General features: G+C 70.3%; 18 protein-coding genes and 1 pseudogene. 13 read left to right on the top strand and 6 right to left on the bottom strand.

Annotation, left to right across the window (positions count from 1 at the left end):
* The 5 genes and pseudogenes from ACFFCN_RS15375 to ACFFCN_RS15355 all read left to right on the top strand — a co-directional run.
* Positions 1 to 626, top strand: a pseudogene (locus ACFFCN_RS15375) (F0F1 ATP synthase subunit alpha); the annotation flags it as partial.
* A 10-nt stretch (positions 627 to 636) separates the two neighbouring features.
* Positions 637 to 1,614, top strand: coding sequence for a F0F1 ATP synthase subunit gamma (locus tag ACFFCN_RS15370; protein WP_375493018.1), 978 nt, complete (start codon positions 637 to 639; stop codon positions 1,612 to 1,614).
* Entirely contained in the window at positions 1,614 to 3,068 is a 1,455-nt protein-coding gene (gene atpD / locus ACFFCN_RS15365; protein ID WP_375493016.1) for a F0F1 ATP synthase subunit beta, read from the top strand. Before ACFFCN_RS15370 ends, atpD begins: the two co-directional genes overlap by 1 nt.
* 3 nt (positions 3,069 to 3,071) lie before the next feature.
* Positions 3,072 to 3,455 carry a F0F1 ATP synthase subunit epsilon gene (locus ACFFCN_RS15360; protein ID WP_375493014.1) on the top strand — a complete coding sequence of 128 codons (384 nt, stop codon included), beginning with the start codon at positions 3,072 to 3,074 and terminating at the stop codon, positions 3,453 to 3,455.
* A 24-nt stretch (positions 3,456 to 3,479) separates the two neighbouring features.
* A complete protein-coding gene (locus tag ACFFCN_RS15355; protein ID WP_375493012.1) occupies positions 3,480 to 3,881 on the top strand; it encodes a DUF2550 domain-containing protein in 402 nt (133 codons plus the stop codon).
* Positions 3,882 to 4,046: 165 nt separating this feature from the next.
* On the opposite strand, the gene ACFFCN_RS15350 is transcribed toward ACFFCN_RS15355, so the two are convergent.
* Positions 4,047 to 4,556: a gluconokinase gene (locus ACFFCN_RS15350; RefSeq protein ID WP_375493010.1), complete on the bottom strand. Its 510-nt coding sequence runs from the start codon at positions 4,554 to 4,556 to the stop codon at positions 4,047 to 4,049.
* Entirely contained in the window at positions 4,553 to 5,125 is a 573-nt protein-coding gene (locus ACFFCN_RS15345; protein WP_375493008.1) for a cob(I)yrinic acid a,c-diamide adenosyltransferase, read from the bottom strand. Before ACFFCN_RS15345 ends, ACFFCN_RS15350 begins: the two co-directional genes overlap by 4 nt.
* Positions 5,126 to 5,180: 55 nt before the next feature.
* Here ACFFCN_RS15345 and murA point away from each other — a divergent pair, with 55 nt between their 5' ends.
* Entirely contained in the window at positions 5,181 to 6,461 is a 1,281-nt protein-coding gene (gene murA, locus ACFFCN_RS15340; RefSeq protein WP_375493006.1) for a UDP-N-acetylglucosamine 1-carboxyvinyltransferase, read from the top strand.
* Here murA and ACFFCN_RS15335 read toward each other — a convergent pair.
* Positions 6,441 to 7,280: a CDP-alcohol phosphatidyltransferase family protein gene (locus tag ACFFCN_RS15335; protein ID WP_375493004.1), complete on the bottom strand. Its 840-nt coding sequence runs from the start codon at positions 7,278 to 7,280 to the stop codon at positions 6,441 to 6,443. The genes murA and ACFFCN_RS15335 overlap by 21 nt on opposite strands.
* 102 nt (positions 7,281 to 7,382) lie before the next feature.
* Complete coding sequence (locus ACFFCN_RS15330; protein WP_375493002.1) at positions 7,383 to 7,694, bottom strand: hypothetical protein; 312 nt, start codon at positions 7,692 to 7,694, stop codon at positions 7,383 to 7,385.
* A gap of 195 nt (positions 7,695 to 7,889) precedes the next feature.
* Between ACFFCN_RS15330 and ACFFCN_RS15325 the strand changes: the two genes are divergently transcribed.
* Together ACFFCN_RS15325 and ACFFCN_RS15320 are read left to right on the top strand one after the other, a co-directional pair.
* Positions 7,890 to 8,036: a hypothetical protein gene (locus ACFFCN_RS15325; RefSeq protein ID WP_375493000.1), complete on the top strand. Its 147-nt coding sequence runs from the start codon at positions 7,890 to 7,892 to the stop codon at positions 8,034 to 8,036.
* A 68-nt stretch (positions 8,037 to 8,104) separates the two neighbouring features.
* Positions 8,105 to 11,053 (top strand): AAA family ATPase, encoded by a 2,949-nt coding sequence (locus ACFFCN_RS15320; protein ID WP_375492999.1) that lies wholly within the window; start codon positions 8,105 to 8,107, stop codon positions 11,051 to 11,053.
* Between the two features lie 3 nt (positions 11,054 to 11,056).
* Here ACFFCN_RS15320 and ACFFCN_RS15315 read toward each other — a convergent pair whose 3' ends face one another.
* Both ACFFCN_RS15315 and ACFFCN_RS15310 read right to left on the bottom strand, forming a co-directional pair.
* Positions 11,057 to 11,515 carry a phosphoribosyltransferase gene (locus ACFFCN_RS15315; RefSeq protein WP_375493020.1) on the bottom strand — a complete coding sequence of 153 codons (459 nt, stop codon included), beginning with the start codon at positions 11,513 to 11,515 and terminating at the stop codon, positions 11,057 to 11,059.
* Between the two features lie 148 nt (positions 11,516 to 11,663).
* On the bottom strand, positions 11,664 to 13,862 hold the full coding sequence (locus tag ACFFCN_RS15310; protein ID WP_375492997.1) for a catalase: 2,199 nt from the start codon (positions 13,860 to 13,862) through the stop codon (positions 11,664 to 11,666).
* A gap of 122 nt (positions 13,863 to 13,984) precedes the next feature.
* Between ACFFCN_RS15310 and ACFFCN_RS15305 the strand changes: the two genes are divergently transcribed.
* From ACFFCN_RS15305 to ACFFCN_RS15285, 5 genes are all read left to right on the top strand, one after another.
* Positions 13,985 to 14,383 (top strand): ankyrin repeat domain-containing protein, encoded by a 399-nt coding sequence (locus tag ACFFCN_RS15305; RefSeq protein WP_375492995.1) that lies wholly within the window; start codon positions 13,985 to 13,987, stop codon positions 14,381 to 14,383.
* A gap of 55 nt (positions 14,384 to 14,438) precedes the next feature.
* Positions 14,439 to 16,424, top strand: coding sequence for a protein meaA (locus ACFFCN_RS15300; protein ID WP_375492993.1), 1,986 nt, complete (start codon positions 14,439 to 14,441; stop codon positions 16,422 to 16,424).
* Between the two features lie 87 nt (positions 16,425 to 16,511).
* Positions 16,512 to 17,171: an endonuclease NucS gene (nucS, locus tag ACFFCN_RS15295; protein WP_375492991.1), complete on the top strand. Its 660-nt coding sequence runs from the start codon at positions 16,512 to 16,514 to the stop codon at positions 17,169 to 17,171.
* A gap of 13 nt (positions 17,172 to 17,184) precedes the next feature.
* Positions 17,185 to 17,595 (top strand): ester cyclase, encoded by a 411-nt coding sequence (locus ACFFCN_RS15290; protein ID WP_375492989.1) that lies wholly within the window; start codon positions 17,185 to 17,187, stop codon positions 17,593 to 17,595.
* 208 nt (positions 17,596 to 17,803) lie between these two features.
* On the top strand, positions 17,804 to 18,189 hold a 386-nt coding region (locus ACFFCN_RS15285), incomplete at its 3' end, for a DUF222 domain-containing protein (RefSeq protein ID WP_375492987.1).

Here is an 18,189-nt window from a genome sequence, read left to right as displayed (position 1 = left end):
AGACCGACCTGTTCAACGCCGGTGTCCGCCCGGCCATCAACGTCGGCATCTCGGTGTCGCGCGTGGGCGGCGCGGCCCAGCCCAAGGCGATGAAGGACGTCGCCGGCCGGCTGCGGGTGGACCTCGCGCAGTACCGCGAGCTGGAGGCCTTCGCCGCATTCGGTTCTGACCTGGACAGGGCGAGCCAGCAGCAGCTCGCCCGCGGTTCACGCCTGGTCGAGCTGCTCAAGCAGCCGGCGTCCTCGCCGTTCCCGGTCGGCCGGGAGATCGCGTCGATCTGGGCGGGGACGTCCGGTCAGCTCGACGACATCGCGGTCGGCGACGTCCGCCGCTTCGAGCAGGAGCTGCTCGACTACATCCAGCACTCCAAGCCGGAGCTGTTCGACACCCTGGCCGGCGCGAAGAAGTTCGACGACGACCTGGCCGGGGAGCTCGGCGGGCTGGTCGAGGAGTTCAAGAAGCAGTTCCAGCCCGAGGAGGACAGCGACTCGGGCAGCTCGGACGACGACGACGCGAAGTCGAAGGACAACGACTCGAAGTCGACGGACAACGACTCGAAGTCGGCGAGATCCGAATCCAAGTCCGACGACTCGGATTCCGACGACTCCGACGACTCGGACAGCTAGGTAGCCACGTATGGGAGCAGAACTTCGCGTCTATCGGCGCCGGATCAGGTCGGTCGAGTCGACCAAGAAGATCACCAAGGCGATGGAGCTCATCGCCGCGTCGCGCATCGTGCGTGCCCAGTCGCGGATGAACGCGGCGCGGCCGTACGCCAAGGAGATCCAGAACGCCCTGGCGCAGCTCGGCACCGACAAGACGCTGCAGCACCCGATGCTCACCGGTGTCGAGGAGCCCAAGCGCGCCGGCATGGTGATCATCACCAGTGACCGCGGCCTGGCCGGTGGTTACAACGCCAACGTGCTGCGGGCGTCCAACGAGCTCGCCGAGCGGCTGCGCGGCGAGGGCAAAGAGGTCGATCGGTACGTCATCGGCCGCAAGGGCGTCGCGTACTTCCGGTTCCGTGGCATCGAGCTCGCCGGCTCGTGGACCGGGTTCTCCGAGCAGCCCAACTTCGCCGATGCCCGCGACGCCACCGACGCGGTCGTCGCCGCGGTCACGGCGACCTCATCGGGCGAGATCGACCACGGTGAGCGGGAGGGCAACCCCGGCATCGACGAGCTGTACGTCATCTACACCCGCTTCGTGAACAGCGTCACGCAGACGCCCACCACGTCGCAGGTCTCGCCGGTGAAGGAGGCCGACGAGTACGACGACGGCGGCGAGAGCAACGCCGATGACTCGACCGGTGACGACGACGACGAGGACGGGCGGGGCGCGCTGTACGAGTTCGAGCCGGAGCCGGCCGAACTCATCGGCGCCCTGCTGCCGCGCTACATCAGCTCGCGGATCTTCTCCGCGCTGCTGGAGTCGGCGGCGTCGGAGTCCGCGGCGCGGCGGCGCGCCATGAAGTCCGCGAGCGACAACGCCACGGACCTGATCAAGACCTACACCCGGTTGGCGAACCAGGCTCGCCAGGCGGAGATCACCCAGGAGATCAGCGAGATCGTCGGCGGCGCCGACGCTCTCGCGTCAGCAGGGAGCGACCAGTAATGACAGCTGTCGACGAGAAGCCAGACACCAAGGAAGACGACATCCAGGCGACCGGACGCGTCGTACGGGTCATCGGCCCGGTGGTCGACGTCGAGTTCGGCCGGGACAGCATCCCGCCGCTCAACCAGGCGCTGACCACCGAGATCGATCTCGGCGAGCTGTCCAAGACGATGACCCTCGAGGTCGCGCAGCACATCGGCGACGACATGGTGCGCGCCATCGCGCTGCAGCCCACCGACGGCCTCGTGCGCGGTGCGGAGGTCAAGGACACCGGCTCGCCGATCACCGTGCCGGTCGGCGACGTCACCAAGGGCCATGTGTTCAACGCCCTCGGCGAGCCGCTGGACGTGAAGGCCTCCGACCTCAAGATCAAGGAGCGCTGGCCGATCCACCGGGTGGCGCCGGCGTTCGACCAGCTCGAGTCCAAGACCGAGCCGTTCTGGACGGGCATCAAGGTCATCGACCTGCTCACGCCCTACGTGGTCGGCGGCAAGATCGGCCTGTTCGGCGGTGCCGGTGTCGGCAAGACGGTGCTCATCCAGGAGATGATCTACCGCGTCGCCGAGAACTTCGGTGGTGTGTCGGTGTTCGCCGGCGTCGGTGAGCGCACCCGCGAGGGCAACGACCTCATCGCCGAGATGACCGACTCCGGCGTGCTCGAGAAGACCGCGCTCGTGTTCGGCCAGATGGACGAGCCGCCGGGCACCCGGCTGCGCGTGGCGCTCTCGGCGCTGACCATGGCCGAGTACTTCCGGGACGTGCAGAAGCAGGACGTGCTGCTGTTCATCGACAACATCTTCCGGTTCACCCAGGCCGGCTCCGAGGTCTCGACACTGCTCGGCCGCATGCCCTCCGCGGTCGGTTACCAGCCCACGCTGGCCGACGAGATGGGTCAGCTGCAGGAGCGGATCACGTCGACCCGTGGCCACTCGATCACCTCGATGCAGGCGATCTACGTGCCCGCGGACGACATCACCGACCCCGCGCCGCACACGACGTTCGCGCACCTCGACGCCACGACCACGCTGTCGCGGCCGGTGTCGGAGAAAGGCATCTACCCGGCGGTGGACCCCCTCGACTCCACGTCGCGGATCCTGGACGCGCAGTACATCGGCCAGGAGCACTACGACGTCGCGAACCAGACCAAGCAGATCCTGCAGCGCTACAAGGAGCTGCAGGACATCATCGCCATCCTCGGCATCGACGAGCTCTCCGAGGAGGACAAGGTCACGGTGCAGCGTGCGCGGCGCATCGAGCGGTTCCTCTCGCAGAACACGTTCGTGGCCGAGCAGTTCACCGGCATCCCGGGCTCGTTCGTCACGGTCGAGGAGACCATCGACGCGTTCAAGCGGCTCAACGCGGGCGAGTTCGACAGCTACCCGGAGCAGGCGTTCTTCATGTGCGGTGGCCTCGAGGACCTCGAGCGCAAGGCCGACGAACTGAAGAACAGCTGACCGATGGCCACGATGCACGTCGAGCTGGTCTCGATCGAGAAGTCGCTGTGGTCCGGCGAGGCCACGGCGGTCTTCGCGCGCACCACGGAGGGTCAGCTCGGCATCCTGCCGGGGCACATCCCGCTGCTGGGGGCGCTGGCGCCGGGCTTCGCGGTGCGGATCGACCGCGAGGACGGCGAACCGCTGAGCGTGGCGGTCCACGGCGGGTTCCTGTCCGTGGGGCGCAAGGGCGTGTCGGTGCTGGCCGAGCAGGCCGAACTCGCCGACGACATCGACGCGGGCCGCGCGCGCGACGCGCTCAACCGCAACGACGGTGACGACTCGGAGCAGAACGCAGCGCGCAACCGGGCGCGGGCACGGTTACGGGCCGTCGGCGAAGAAGTCTGAGCGCAGTCACGAAGTGCGGCGGCCGTGCACACCGTTGACCTAGTCGTGGTGTGCGTCGCGGTCGCACTGGTGCTCGCGATGATCGCGATCCTGGCGCGGCAGCGACAGATGCTGCGCACAATGGGCGCCCTGCCGCTCGCGGTGCAGCGGGGCAACCGGTGGCTCTACGGCGTCGGTCGCTACGAGGGCGCCGAGCTGCGGTGGTACCGCGCGATCGGCGTGGGTACCCGGCCGTCGCGCGTCCTGCGCCGCGGGCAGGTCGAGGTGCTGGGCCGCCGCGGCCCGCGCGAGACCGAGCGCGGCTCGCTGCCGCCCAGCGCGATCGTGGTCGAGTGCCGGGCCGACGGCGAGATGTTCGCGCTGGCGATCGGCGAGAGCGCCTACACCGGGTTCGTGTCCTGGCTCGAGTCCTCCGCGCCCGCCTGAGCCCCGCACCCCACCATCGGTGATCAACAGTCGAAAATGGGCCCCGCCGGATAGCCCCCACCCACCATCGGTGATCAACAGTCGAAAATGGTCCCTGGGGTGCGCAAATTCGACTGTTGATCACCGATGTGGGGGAGCCGGGCTGCCCGGCTACTCATCGCCGAGTCACAGCGCGAGCTCGGCCATGATCTCGTCGGCCTGGACGGGCGGCGGGCGGCTCACGTCGACGGTGACGGCCTGCTCATCGGGCCCGGGCGGTTCGAGGTCCGCGAGCTGGGAATCCAGCAACGTGGGCGGCATGAAGTGGCCGTGGCGGGCGCGCAGGCGCGCCAGCAGCAGGTCGCGCGAGCCGCACAGGAAGACGAACACGACGTGCGGGTCGCGCAGCTCGTCGCGGTAGTGCCGCTTCAGCGCCGAGCAGGTCACCACGGCCGGGTGCCCGGCCGCCACCGCGGCGTCGATGCGCTCACGGACGCGATGTAGCCAGGGCTCGCGGTCGGCGTCGTCGAGCGGGTGGCCGCTCGCCATCTTGGCCACGTTCAGCGCCGTGTGCAGCTCGTCGCCCTCGACGAACTCCCAGCCCAGCTTGTCGTGCAGGACATGGGCCACGGTCGACTTGCCGCTGCCGGAGACCCCCATCAGCACCAGGACGGGCGGTCGGTCGAAAGCGGTCACCGACCCCCGCCCGGACGCCACAGCACGTCGCCGTCCGGGTTGGCCACCCGGGCGAGGATGAACAGCAGGTCCGAGAGCCGGTTGAGGTAGCGCAGCGCCTCGAGGTTCGTGTGCTCGGCGTCGTGCTCGACGAGCTCCCAGCCGCTACGCTCCGCACGCCGCGCGAGGGTGCGCGCCTGGTGCAGCAGGGCCGCACCGGCGGTGCCGCCGGGCAGGATGAAGCTGCTCAGCTCGGGGAGCCCGGCGTTGAACTCGTCGCACCAGCCCTCCAGACGCGTGGTGTAGTCGGCCTCCACGCGTAGCGGCGGATGTGCCGGCTCGGCGACCACCGGCGTGCACAGGTCGGCGCCGACGTCGAACAGGTCGTTCTGCACCTGCCGCAGCACGGTCGCGATCTCCTCGGGCAGGCCGCCCAACGCCAGCGCGGCGCCGATCGAGGCGTTGGTCTCGTCGCACGCCGCGTAGGCGCCGACCCGCGGATCGGTCTTGCGCACCCGCGACATGTCGCCGAGCGCCGTGGTGCCGTCGTCGCCGACCCGGGTGTAGATGCGCGTCAGGTGCACTGCCATAACCCGACCTTAGAGCGTGCCGACCTGCGCAGCTGCGCGACGCTAGCCTGATCCGATGCAGGTCTTGCGAGTCGCCGGTGGTGCCCGGCTGGACGGCAGCGTCGAGGTCGTCGGTGCCAAGAACAGCGTGCTGAAACTGATGGCCGCGACCCTGCTCGCACCCGGCGCCACGACCATCGGCAACCTGCCGGCGATCAGCGACGTCACGATCATGCGTCAGCTGCTCGAAGGCATGGGCTGCGGGGCCCGCGAGTCGCGCGACGGTGCCGTCGACCGGGTGACCATCGACGTGCCCGACCGTCTCGACCCGGAAGCGCCGTACGAGCTGGTGCGCAAGATCCGCGGTTCGATCTGCGTCCTGGGCCCGCTGATCGCGCGCACCGGCGGCGCGAAGGTGGCGCTGCCCGGGGGCGACGCCATCGGCACCCGCCCGCTCGACATGCACTTCGCCGGCCTCGAACGGATGGGTGTCGACATCCGGGTCGAGCACGGCTACGTGATCGCCGAAGCGCGCGATCTGCGCGGTGCCGCCATCTGGCTGGACTTCCCGAGCGTCGGCGCCACCGAGAACATCATGACCGCGGCGGTGCTCGCCAAGGGCACGACGGTCATCGACAACGCCGCACGCGAGCCGGAGATCGTCGACCTGTGCGCGATGCTCGTCTCGATGGGCGCGCAGATCGACGGCATTGGCTCCTCGACGCTCGAGATCACCGGCGTGGACGGGCTGGCGCCGACGCGGCACGACGCCGTGGCCGACCGCATCGTGGCCGGCACCTGGGCGATGGCCGCGCTGGCCACCCAGGGCGACATCACCGTGCGCGGCGCGAACGCCGACCACCTACGGATCGCGCTCGACAAGGTGGTCCAGGCCGGTGGGGAGGTCGAGGCGCTGCGCGACGGCTTCCGGGTGGCCATGGACGGGCGGCCGAAGAGCTTCGACGTCGTGACGCTGCCCTACCCGGGGCTCGCCACGGATCTGCAGCCGCAGGCGATCGCGGCGCTGTCGGTGTCCGACGGCACCTCGATGATCACCGAGAACCTGTTCGAGGCGCGGTTCATGTTCTGCGACGAGATCTCGCGGATGGGCGCGGACGTGCGCACCGACGGCCACCACGCCGTCGTCCGCGGGCGTCAGCGGCTGTCCGGCGCTCCGGTCCGCGCCACCGACATCCGGGCCGGCGTCGGCCTGGTGATCGCAGGGCTCGTCGCCGACGGCGTCACCGAGGTGGCCGAGATCCACCACATCGATCGTGGCTACGTGCGCTTCGAGGAGCAGCTGCGCGGGCTGGGCGCCGATGTGCAGCGGGTGGAGTCAACGACGTTCGGGGGCTGACCCGCTGGGCGCACGGTCCGCGGTGTTCGACGCCAGCTCGTCGAGGTGCTCGTCCGGCGGTCGGAGCGGGGCTGCTGGGTTGTCCCGGCGCAGCCGGCGGTCGTGCAGGGTCCGCGCGCCGGCGAGCGCGACGAAATACGCACTGCCCGCCCACATCAGCACCGCGGCGACGACGTAATGGTGCGGGTAGGTGAGCGTCCCGACGGAGATGCCGCCGATCCAGCACACCGTGGCGACGATCGTGTACCGCTGCGCCCACCGGGCCCGCGCGATGTGCGGGTACGGCATGTTCGTCAGGCACAGGATCGACAACACGATGGTTATCGAGGCGCCGACCCAGGTGCGCGCCTCGAGCAGGAACAGCAGCGGGCCGACGATGTTCCACGCTGCCGGGAAGCCGCGGAACCAGTTGTCGTCGGTCATCATGTCCTTGCGGGCGAACCAGATCGCCGAGGTGAAGACCATGAAGCAGAGCACGGCGATACCGAAGTTGTTCTGTGGCACCACCTTGAACTCGAACATGAAGCACGCGGGCACGATGACGCACGTGACGTAGTCGATGATCAGGTCGAGCAGGAATCCGTCGAGACCGGGGACGCGCTTCTCGACCTCGAGCGCCCGTGCGATGGGCCCGTCCACGCCGTCGATCAGCAGGGTCAGCAGCAGCCAGATGATGGCGTAGCTGGGGCGGTCGACCAGGACGTCGCGCAGCGCCAGCATGGCCGCGACGATGCCGAGCGTGGTGAACCCGTGCAGCAGCCACGCACTGCGCACCTGCGCGGACGTGTAGTCCGGGCAGCGGCGGAACGGCGAGGTCACGGCGCCGAGCGTAGGTGCTCGCCGAGCGCCTCGCCAAAGCTGGCGCGCCGCGCCCGGCCGCTTTCTCAGGCCCGGCAGGCACGATCCACGCCGGCCCGTGGCTCAGACGTCGAGCAGCAGCCGGGCGGCGTCGACGTCGCCGTGGAACACGAGCACGTCGAGCCCGCCGTCGCGACGCCGCGACATGGACGAGCGGATCCCGGCCTCGCCCAGGGTCGCGCGCCGGCGTAGGGCGTCGTCGCGGCTGACACCGGTGACGACGACGGTCAGCAGACCCAGGTCGGGGGAGTCGGCGGCGTCGACCGGCCGGTGCGCGGTGCGCGGGTGCGAGGGACGGAAGACCCAGCGCGTCACCAGGATGAGCAGCAGGACGACCACCACGGCGACGATCAACGGTCCCGGATTGTCGCCCACACCCTCATTCTGCCCTGCGGGGACCAGGCGCGCAGGCCCCGGAAGGCGGCGCCGCACGACCTTAGGGTGCGCACTATCGGGAACGGGCCCCGGAATAGGGATTTCTTCCGATGTGGCCGCCGTCCTCAGCCGACGAACGTGGTCGTTGCCGCCGGGTGACCTGCCCGGCGCGACAACCGCCAGGGAGGCAACGCCATGAACCCGACCATGATGAAACTGCTCGGCGACGCGCGGATCCAGGAGCTGAGCAGCGACCTGTCGCACAACACCAGTGCGCGGGGGATCGCGCTGCTGCGCCGGCACCGCAGCCTGCACCGCAAAGGGCTGGGCGGGCGGTCCTGACGACGCAGGCGCCCGCGCCGCCCGTCGACCGGCCGGACGCCGTCGGCGGCATTCGGCAAGATGACGGCGTGCTCCGTTCCGCGACGACGTTCGTCGGCCGCCAGGCCGAGCTCGGCGAGGCGCGCGCCGTGCTGGACGCGGCGCTCGGCGGCGTGCCGGCGGCGCTGGTCGTCGACGGCGATGCCGGCGTGGGCAAGACCCGATTCCTTCGTGAGCTGCTCGCCGCAGCAGACGCCGCCGTCCAGCTGGTGGGCCACTGCATGGACCTCGGCGACGCGCCGCCGCCGTACCTGCCGCTCACCGAGGCGTTCGGCGCGCTCGATGCGCAGGTCGCGGCGGAGCTGGTCGAGCGGCACCCGCCGCTGGCCCGGCTGCTGCCCGGGCGCGCCGCGGCCGCGGACGACCGCCTCGATCGCGGGGCGATGCTCGACGCCGTACTCGGGTCCCTGACCGACCTCGCGCGGGACGCGCCCGTGCTGGTGGTCGTCGAGGACACGCACTGGGCGGATCCGGCCACCCGCGACGTGCTCGGCTTCCTGTTCACCCGGCTGGCCGGCCTGGCGGGGGTGCGACTCGCCCTCGTGGTGACCGTGCGCTCGGACGACCTGCACCGCCGGCATCCGCTGCGTCCGGTGCTCGCCGGCTGGTCGCGGCTGGGCTCGGTGCACCGCCTGCACCTGGCCCCCCTGCCGGCGAACGCCATCGGCGAGTTGCTGCGCGCGCACGACGCCGGGCTGGACGACGCGCAGGTGACCGACATCGTGCGCCGTGCCGACGGCAACGCGTTCTTCGCCGAGGAGTTGCTCGCCACCGCGCGCATCGGCGCCGGTGAGCTGCCGACCGCGCTGGCCGACCTCGTGCTCGTGCGGCTGGACCCGCTCGGTGTCGGCGCCCGGACGGTGGCTGCGGTGGCCGCCGTCGCGGGTGGCCCGGTTGCGCACGAGATGCTCGCCGAGGTCGCCGCGCTGCCGACCGAGCGTCTCGACGCCGCGTTGCGCGAGGCCATCGACGCCTACGTCCTGCAGCCTGCCCAGGATCTCCGCGGCCGCCCTGGTTACCGGTTCCGGCACGCGTTGCTCGCCGAGGCCGCGTACGACGACCTGTTGCCCGGCGAACGGACGCGCCTGCACGCCGCGTTCGCCGCGCAGCTGGCCACGGTGGCGGCCGAACGGCCCGACGACGCAGCGGGCGCCGCCGCCTCCGCCGAGCTCGCCCGGCACGCCCGCGCCGCCCACGACCTCCCGCTCGCATACACGGCGGCAGTGCGCGCCGGGCGGCAGGCGTTGGCGATCGGCGCTCCCGTGGAGGCGACCGAGCAGCTGCAGGTCGCGCTCGAGCTGAGCGGACAGGTGCCTGACACGGAGTCCCGTGCGGCGCTCATCAACGATTACGTGGACGCCAGCGTTGCCGCCGGGCGCAGTCATCGCGCCCTGCGCGTCGTGCGCGACCAGCTGGCCAACCTGTCACCGGGCATGACGGTGCTGGATCGGGCAACGCTGTTCTTCGCGGCGGTCAAGGCTGCTGGTGCCGGCGAGCTGGATGCGGAGTCGTTCGTCGAGATGGCCGAGGCCGCGCGGCTCGTGGCGGACCAGCCCCCGTCCCGGCTCGGCGCCGAGATCGCCGCCACCCAGGCCCAGATCGCCGCCATGCTGGGGCGCGACACCGACGCGCAGCGGTTCGCCGACCGCGCGATCCGCCTCGCCGAGCAGTCGGGCAACGCGTTCGCGCTCGCGGCGGCGCGCGCCACCCAGGGCATCGTGCTTCGCCGGCAGGGCGAGCCCGAGCGTGCGATGGCGGAGCTGGCGCAGACCGCTGACGACGCGCACGACGCCGGCGATTTCGCCACCGAGACACGGTCGCGCTACCTCATCGCCATGGTGTTGCACGAGCAGGGGCGGCTGCGCGCTGCCCGTGATGCGTACGAGCACGCCTGGCGGCACAGCGTCGAGCACGGCCGGACGTGGGACACCTACGCCGTGCACTGCCGGGCGCGGACCGGCGTGCTCGACTGGGCCGCGGGCCGGTGGGGCGAGGCGCTGGACGTGTTGGAGACCGATCTCGTCGATGCGCCGGCGGTGTCGGTCGCGATCCTGTCCTCCGCGGCACTGCTCGTCCGTGCCGGTCGGGCCGACGCCGACGCACGCGAGCGGGCGGCGCAGCTGCGCAGGCATTGGACGTCAGAAGGTGTGATCGCCATCAATCACGTCTTCGCGATGCTGCCGCTGCTCGGCCACGGCACAGCGTCCGACCCCGCCGTCGCGCTGGCCGACGAGCTCGTCGACGAGCTCGGCCGGCTCTGGCTCAACGAATGGTTCCTCGCCCGCATCCAGCTGTCGGCGATGGTGCTCGACGTCCTCGTCGCCGATGCGCGCAGCGCCACCGTGCAGCGCCGCGGCGAGCTCGTCGAGACCGGTGGGCGGTTCGTCGCCGACGCCGAGGCCACCGTCCGCAACGGCCTGCTGCGCGGCCGCGCTCTGGGTCCCGAAGGCAGCGCATGGGTCGCGCGCGTCCAGGCGGGCTGGGCATCACTGCGGTGGATCGCCGACACCGACCCGCCCGACGTCGACACGCTGGTCGACGCCTGGCGGCGGGCCGAGGACGCCACCGACTACGACGAGAACGTCGTCGAGCTCGCCCGCGTGCGCGTCTCGTTCGCCGGGGTGCTGCGCGCCGTCGGCCGGCAGGAGCAGGCAGCGCAGCTCGTGGATCTCGCGCGGCCCGTGGGCATGGCGACGGGCGACGTCGTCGTGACCGACGCACTGCGCGCGTTGTCCGCCGAGCCGGTCCACGGTGCCGCCGCGCCTGCTGAGCCCGCGACGCTGACCGCGCGCGAACGCGACGTGCTCGAGCTCGTGGCCGACGGCCGGTCGAACCGCGAGATCGGCCGCCGGCTCTACATCAGCGAGAAGACGGTCAGCGTGCACGTGTCCAACATCCTGGCCAAGCTGGGCGTCCGCGGCCGCACCGAGGCGGCCGCGGTAGCCCGCCGGGCGGGTCTGCTCGACCCGCGGGACTGACGGTCAGGCGTCGCGGTTCGCCGCGCCGGTGACCGGCGGCTGCGCCGACCACGGGAAGTCGATCCAGCTGTCGGTGCGCCGCCAGACGTACTCGCACCGCACGGTCGACGTCGGTTTCTCGTAGACGACCGCGCAGCGCACCTCGGCCACGTGATCGGCGCAGAAGTCCTTCACCAGCGCGAGCGTGGCACCTGTGTCCGCGACGTCGTCGGCGATCAGCACCCGGGCATCGGCGAGATCCACCAGATCGGGCACCGGGGGCAGCATCACCGGCATGGGCAGCCGCTCGTCGACGCCGGTGTAGAACTCGACGTTGGCCACGTGCAGGTTCTTCACGCCCAACGCGTAACCGAGGCCACCGGCGACGAGCAGCCCGCCCCGGGCGATCGCGAGCATGAGGTCCGGACGGTAGCCGTCGGCGTGCACCGTCTCGGCGAGGCTCCGGACGGCGATGCCGAACATCTCGTAGGTGAGGACCTCGCGTTCGCCCGACGTCGAGGTCGCCGACGATGGCTCTGACCGAAGCTGCGTCACGGCTCGTGACTTTGCCAGACACGACGCACCCGCGGGAGCGGCGTCAAGGACACGCCGTCCCGCGGGTGCGTGGCGATCAGACGCTGGCCGGGAATCGCTCCCAGGCCCGGTGCGCGCCGAGCAGCTCGACGACGCCGGCCGCGAGCTGTCCCCCGTCGCCTGTCACGACGCCCACGGCGTCTTCGGCGATGCCGGCTGCGGCGGGTGCGGGCGCACCGCGGGTGCCGCCCACGGCTTTCGCGTGCCGCCACGCTTCCTCGAGCAGTTTCACGACCCGCGGGTCCGATGGGGAGTCGGGCCCGTCGCCTGCGCCGGCCTTCGCGTCGAGCGCCACCAGCGCGTCCGCGGCGGGCGGCGTCTCACCGACGACGACCAGCGCATCGAACTCGATGGACGCGGCGTTCGAGTAGGTGCGCTGCACGATGTGCCCGGCCACGGTGCCGCCGTGCGGCCCGACGACCAACGGCACGACGTTCGCTGCGTCAAGGCCCTGCTTGAGCGCGGCCACGACGCCGGTGTCGCTGTCCGCGCCGACGACGATGCCGACCTGTCGTCCGGCCACCGGCCAGGTGCCGCCGAGCTGCGTCAACGCGCCGCTCGGCACCGGGTCCACCGGCGTGCTGGTGGGTTCGGGGGCGGCCAGGCCCAGACCCTCGGCGACCCGCTGGCACAGGTCGGCGTCGATGTTCGCCAGCGCTACCAGCTGCCGCTCCCGGATCGTCTGCTCGTAACACTTGGACAGCTCGAAGGTGTACGACGCGACGACGTGATCCTGCTCCACCGGCGCGAGCGACCGGTAGAACATCGTCACCTGGCTGAAGTGGTCGTCGAAGCTCGCCGGGTTGCCGCGCTGCTTCGGGGCGCCTTCGACCAACACCGGCACGTCGATGAACGCGACGTCCTCGGGGGCCGGGAACGGGTTGCCGCCGTCGAAGGAGTTGGGGTGGTACGGCGCCACGCCGCCGTGCACGGCGTCCTGGTGGAAGCCGTCGCGCAGGTTGTCGTTGATCGGCGCGTGTGCGCGGTTGATCGGCAGCTGATTCCAGTTGGGTCCGCCGAGCCGGGTGAGCTGCGTGTCGAGGTAGGAGAACAGCCGACCCTGCAGCAGTGGATCGTTGGTGACGTCGATGCCGGGCACCAGGTTGTTCGGGTTGTAGGCCACCTGTTCGGTCTCGGCGAAGTAGTTCGTCGGGTTGCCGTTCAGGGTGAGCGTGCCGATGACCTGCACCGGTGCAAGTTCCTCGGGGACGAACTTCGTGGGATCGAGCAGGTCGATGCCTTCGAAGGTCTGGTCCTCGGTGTCCGGGAAGACCTGGACGCCGAAGTCCCACTGCGGGAACGCGCCTGCCTCGATGGAATCGGCGAGGTCTCGCCGGTGGATGTCCGGGTCGTAACCCTGGGCCAGCTGCGCCTCTTCCCACGTCACCGAGTGCACGCCCTGCTTGGGCTTCCAGTGGAACTTCACCAGGGCCGTCTGCCCGTCGGCGTTGATCAGCCGCCAGGTGTGGATGCCGAAGCCCTCCATCGTGCGGTACGAGCGCGGGATGCCCCGGTCGGACATGTTCCACATCGTGTGCGCCTGCGCCTCGGTGTGCAGCGACACGAAGTCCCAGAAGGTGTCGTGCGCGCTCTGTGCCTGCGGGATCTCGCGATCGGGCTGCGGCTTGGCGGCATGCACGAGGTCGGGGAACTTGATGGCGTCCTGGATGAAGAACACCGGGATGTTGTTGCCGACGAGGTCGTAGTTGCCCTCGGAGGTGTAGAAGCGGGTCGCGAAGCCGCGGGTGTCGCGCGCAAGGTCTGCCGAACCGCGCGACCCGAGGACCGTGGAGAAGCGCACGAAGACCGGCGTCTCGACGCCGCTGGCCAGGAACGCGGCGCGGCTGATGCCCGCGCCGGCGCCGTTCGCGACGAACACGCCGTGGGCCGCCGCGCCACGGGCGTGCACCGCTCGCTCCGGGATGCGCTCGTGATCGAAGTGGCTGATCTTCTCGCGCAGGTGGTGGTCCTGCAGCAGTGCCGGCCCGCGTGAGCCGGCTTTGAGCGAGTGGTCGGTGTCGCGGATCGGGTTGCCGTGCGCCGTCGTCAGGTATGGGCCCTGCTGGCCCACGGCCTCGGCCGGCGCACCGGTCTCGTATGCGGTCGGCGTGCGCGTCTCCGGACCCTGCTGGTCCGGCTTGGGCGGCAGCGGGCCGCGGGGTGTGGTGGGCTCCTGCGCGGCAGGTGCGTCGCTGCCGGGAGTTCCGGGGATGAACGGTTCGGATTTCTTGGCCATGATCGGCTCCGGCGCGGCAAGGTGAGTCCCCGTGATTTACAAGGGCCGCTCGTCGTGCCGTCCCCACTTGCGACATAAGCGAAACATCGGCGGATCTGCACGGCGTCGCTAGCCTCGGTGCGGTGGGCGAGCAGCTGAGCGACGACGAGTACGCGTTTCTGGACTCGATGCTCGACGCCGCGCGCGACGGCCGAACCGCGGAGCTGCGCGAGGCGGTCGAGGCGGGGCTCCCGGTGAACCTGACCGGCCCCACCGGCGACACGCTGCTGCTGCTCGCCGCCTACTACGACCGGCCCGAGACGGTGCGCGCGCTGCTGGAGCTCGGCGCCGACCCGGAACGGGTCAACGACCGCGGCCAGACCGCGCTCGGCGCCGCCGTGTTCCGCCGGTCCGCGGCCAACGTCACGGCGCTGCTGGCGGCCGGCGCCGGCCCGCGAACGGGGGAGCGCAGTGCTGTCGACCTCGCCGAGTTCTTCGATCTGCCGGAAATGCTCACGCTGTTGCGCTCGTCACCGGCGTAGGGCGCAATACCGGGTTGGGACTTAAACTCCGGCCAAACGTCGGAGGTGCAAGGCCATGCCGTTTCCCAGCGATGACGAACGCGATCGCCCGTGGTTGATGCGTACGTACGCCGGGCACTCGTCGGCGCGCGAGTCCAACGCGCTCTACCGGCGCAACCTGTCGAAGGGCCAGACGGGCCTGTCGGTGGCGTTCGACCTGCCGACGCAGACCGGTTACGACCCGGACGCCGAGCTGGCCCGTGGCGAGGTCGGCAAGGTCGGCGTGCCGATCTCACACATCGGCGACGTGCGGCTGCTGTTCGACGGCATCCCCATGGAGCAGATGAACACGTCCATGACGATCAACGCGCCGGCGATGTACATGCTGGCGCTCTATCTGTCGGTCGCGCAGGAACACGACGCCGACTTCGGCAAGCTGTCCGGCACCACGCAGAACGACATCATCAAGGAGTACCTGTCACGGGGCACCTATGTGTTCCCGCCGGCGCCGTCGATGCGGCTGATCAGCGACATGATCGCGTACACCGTCGCGAACGTGCCGAAGTGGAATCCGATCAACGTCTGCAGCTACCACCTGCAAGAGGCCGGCGCGACGCCGGTGCAGGAGGTCGCATTCGCGCTGTGCACGGCCATCGCGGTGCTCGATGCCGTCAAGGAGTCGGGGCAGGTCCCGGAGGACAAATTCGGTGACGTCGTCGCGCGCATTTCGTTCTTCGTCAACGCCGGCGTGCGGTTCGTCGAGGAGATGTGCAAGCTGCGCGCGTTCGGCCGACTGTGGGACGAGATCACGCTCGAGCGCTACGGCGTGCAGAACCCGAAGCACCGGCGCTTCCGCTACGGCGTGCAGGTCAATTCGCTCGGGCTGACCGAGGCGCAGCCGGAGAACAACGTCTACCGGATCCTGCTCGAGATGCTCGCCGTGACGGTGTCGAAGGACGCGCGGGCGCGCGCGGTGCAGTTGCCGGCGTGGAACGAGGCGCTCGGCCTGCCGCGGGCGTGGGATCAGCAGTGGTCCCTGCGGATGCAGCAGATCCTCGCCTTCGAGTCGGACCTGCTCGAGTACGACGACCTGTTCGAGGGATCGACCGTCGTCGAGGCGAAGGTCGAGCAGATCAAGTCCGGCGCACGCGCCGAGATCGAGACCGTCCTCGGCATGGGCGGCGCGGTGGCCGCGGTCGAATCCGGCTACCTGAAGTCCGCGCTGGTGACGTCCCTGGCCGCGCGGCGGCGTCGGATGGAGTCCGGTGAGGACGTCGTCGTGGGAGTCAATTCCTACACCGACACCGAGCCGAACCCGCTGCAGGGTTCCGAGGACGGCGGCATCCTGACCGTCGATCCCGCGGTGGAGGAGTCGGCGAAGCAGGCGCTGCGCGAATGGCGCGAGCAACGCGACCCGGCGGCCGTCGACGAGGCGCTGACCGCCCTGCGCGACGCAGCCAAGACCGACCAGAACCTGATGACGGCCTCGCTCACCTGCGCGCGGGCGGGCGTCACCGTGGGGGAGTGGGCCGGCGAGCTGCGCGCGGTGTTCGGTGAATACCGGCCGCCCACCGGCGTCGCGGGGGCGAGCGGCGGCGGCAACGAGGACACGTTGTCGCAGGTGCAGCAGCGGGTGCGCGCGCTGGGCGAGCAGCTCGGCCGGCCGTTGAAGTTCCTCGTCGGTAAGCCCGGGCTCGACGGGCACTCCAACGGTGCGGAGCAGATCGCCGTGCGGGCGCGCGACGCCGGGTTCGAGGTCGTCTACTCGGGTATCCGGTTGACCCCGCAGCAGATCGTGTCTGCCGCCGTCGAGGAGGACGTCGACGTGGTCGGCCTGTCGGTGCTGTCCGGCTCGCATCTGTCCGTCGTGCCGGACGTCGTCGGTGGGTTGCGCGACGCGGGACTGGACGACGTGCCGGTCGTCGTCGGCGGCATCATCCCCGAGGCCGACGCGGAACAGCTACGCAAGAACGGCGTCGCGCGGGTGTTCACGCCGAAGGACTTCGCGATCAGCGATGTGCTCGGCCAGGTCGTCGACGCGATCGAGGCCGCCCGGGATTGAAATGCGTCAGCACGCGGGGCACGGCGTTCACCCTAGGTCCCGGACCGGCCGGCGCCCCGACGGCGGCCGTCGGCGATACTGCTCCGCGTGCGTCTGGTGATTGCCCGCTGCAGCGTCGACTACGTCGGCCGGCTGACCGCCCACCTGCCGCTCGCCACCCGGCTGCTGGTGGTCAAGGCCGACGGTTCGGTGCTGGTGCACTCCGACGGCGGGTCCTACAAACCGCTGAACTGGATGAGCCCGCCGTGCAGCCTCGTCGAGACCGAGGGCACGTGGACGGTCACCAACAAGGCGGGCGAGCAATTGATCGTCACGCTCGAGTCCGTCGAGCACGATTCCGCACACGATCTCGGTGTCGACCCGGGCCTGGTCAAAGATGGCGTCGAAGCGCACCTGCAGAAGCTGCTGGCCGAGCACATCCACACGCTCGGCGACGGCTACCGGTTGGTGCGCCGCGAGTACCCGACTCCGATCGGTCCGGTCGATCTGCTCGCCCGTGATCCGCTCGGCGCCGCGGTGGCCATCGAGATCAAGCGGCGCGGTGAGATCGACGGCGTCGAGCAGCTGACTCGCTACCTCGACCTGCTCAACCGCGACCCGCTGCTCGCGCCGGTGCGCGGCGTCTTCGCCGCGCAGGAGATCAAACCGCAGGCGCGCACACTCGCGGTCGACCGGGGCATCGAGTGCGTGGTGCTCGACTACGACGTGCTGCGCGGCATCGACGATCCGTCGCAGCGCCTGTTCTGATCCGCGGTCTGAGATGGCCGTCGACCACTCGGGACTCGATCGCGTCTATCGCGGCTACATCGCCGCGTTGAACGAGCGGCGGTTCGACGACCTCGGCCGTTTCGTGCATGACGAACTGACCTACAACGGCGAATCGTGGACGCGTGAGCGGTACCGATCGTTGCTTGCCGACGATGTACGGCGCATCCCGGACCTGCACTACGACGTTCAGGTTCTCGTGGTCAGCGCAGACCATGTTGCGGCGCGACTGTGGTTCGACTGCTCGCCACGCGACGAGTTCCTCGGGATCGACGTGCGGGGCCGTCGCGTTGTGTTCGCCGAGCACGTGATCTATCGCTTTCGCGAGGGTCGAATTGAGGATGTCTGGTCCCTCATCGACACCGACGGCATGAGAGCTCAATTGGCTGACCGCGGTAGGCAATGAGCCAACGGGGTTGGTCAGTTGGTCGGCGGCGCTGCCGGGTTGCGGCTGCGTTGGGTTTGTTTGTTGAAGAGCGCAGCGACGAGGAGTTGACTGGCTGGTTCGGTGTGGTTCTCGGCTGCCGGTTACGCACGGCTCATGTCCGTCTACCCCCGGTGTTTGTTGGGGTAGAGGGTTGTCAACGTGCCGCCGATTGGGTAGAATCGAATGCATGAGCGATACTGCGGTAGTGAGTCAGGCTGCCGGCCTGCTTGCTGCCGCGCACACGCTCCTGGACGACTTGTTGACCATGGACGTGACCCGGGATGCCGATGACGAAGTGGTCGCAAGCCTGCAAGAGATGGAACGGCTGCGCTGGCGCCTGGATTCGGCGGACTACCGGCTGATCCACGAGGCCGAGCGGCGCGGGCTGCCGCACCTGCATGGCTGCAAGAGCACGGGGCGGTTCCTGGAACGGATGCTGCGCGTGGACGGCACCACCGCGCACCAGCGAGTCCAGGCGGCTGCGGCGGCGGGTCCGCGTACCGGGTTGACCGGTGACACGCTGGGCCCGGTATTCCCCCACGTCGCCGCCGGGCAAGCCCAGGGTGTTGTCAG

This window comes from uncultured Jatrophihabitans sp. (genome assembly GCF_964246335.1).
Lineage (GTDB): Bacteria > Actinomycetota > Actinomycetes > Mycobacteriales > Jatrophihabitantaceae > Jatrophihabitans.
This window is presented reverse-complemented; position numbering and strand designations above follow the sequence as displayed.

Coding starts and splice junctions, on each gene's coding strand:
- ACFFCN_RS15370 (WP_375493018.1), top strand. CDS start 637: ATGGGAGCAGAACTTCGCGTCTATCGGCGCCGGATCAGGTCGGTCGAG.
- atpD (WP_375493016.1), top strand. CDS start 1,614: ATGACAGCTGTCGACGAGAAGCCAGACACCAAGGAAGACGACATCCAG.
- ACFFCN_RS15360 (WP_375493014.1), top strand. CDS start 3,072: ATGGCCACGATGCACGTCGAGCTGGTCTCGATCGAGAAGTCGCTGTGG.
- ACFFCN_RS15345 (WP_375493008.1), bottom strand. CDS start 5,125: ATGGCAGTGCACCTGACGCGCATCTACACCCGGGTCGGCGACGACGGC.
- murA (WP_375493006.1), top strand. CDS start 5,181: ATGCAGGTCTTGCGAGTCGCCGGTGGTGCCCGGCTGGACGGCAGCGTC.
- ACFFCN_RS15325 (WP_375493000.1), top strand. CDS start 7,890: ATGAACCCGACCATGATGAAACTGCTCGGCGACGCGCGGATCCAGGAG.
- ACFFCN_RS15315 (WP_375493020.1), bottom strand. CDS start 11,515: ATGTTCGGCATCGCCGTCCGGAGCCTCGCCGAGACGGTGCACGCCGAC.
- ACFFCN_RS15310 (WP_375492997.1), bottom strand. CDS start 13,862: ATGGCCAAGAAATCCGAACCGTTCATCCCCGGAACTCCCGGCAGCGAC.
- ACFFCN_RS15300 (WP_375492993.1), top strand. CDS start 14,439: ATGCCGTTTCCCAGCGATGACGAACGCGATCGCCCGTGGTTGATGCGT.
- ACFFCN_RS15290 (WP_375492989.1), top strand. CDS start 17,185: ATGGCCGTCGACCACTCGGGACTCGATCGCGTCTATCGCGGCTACATC.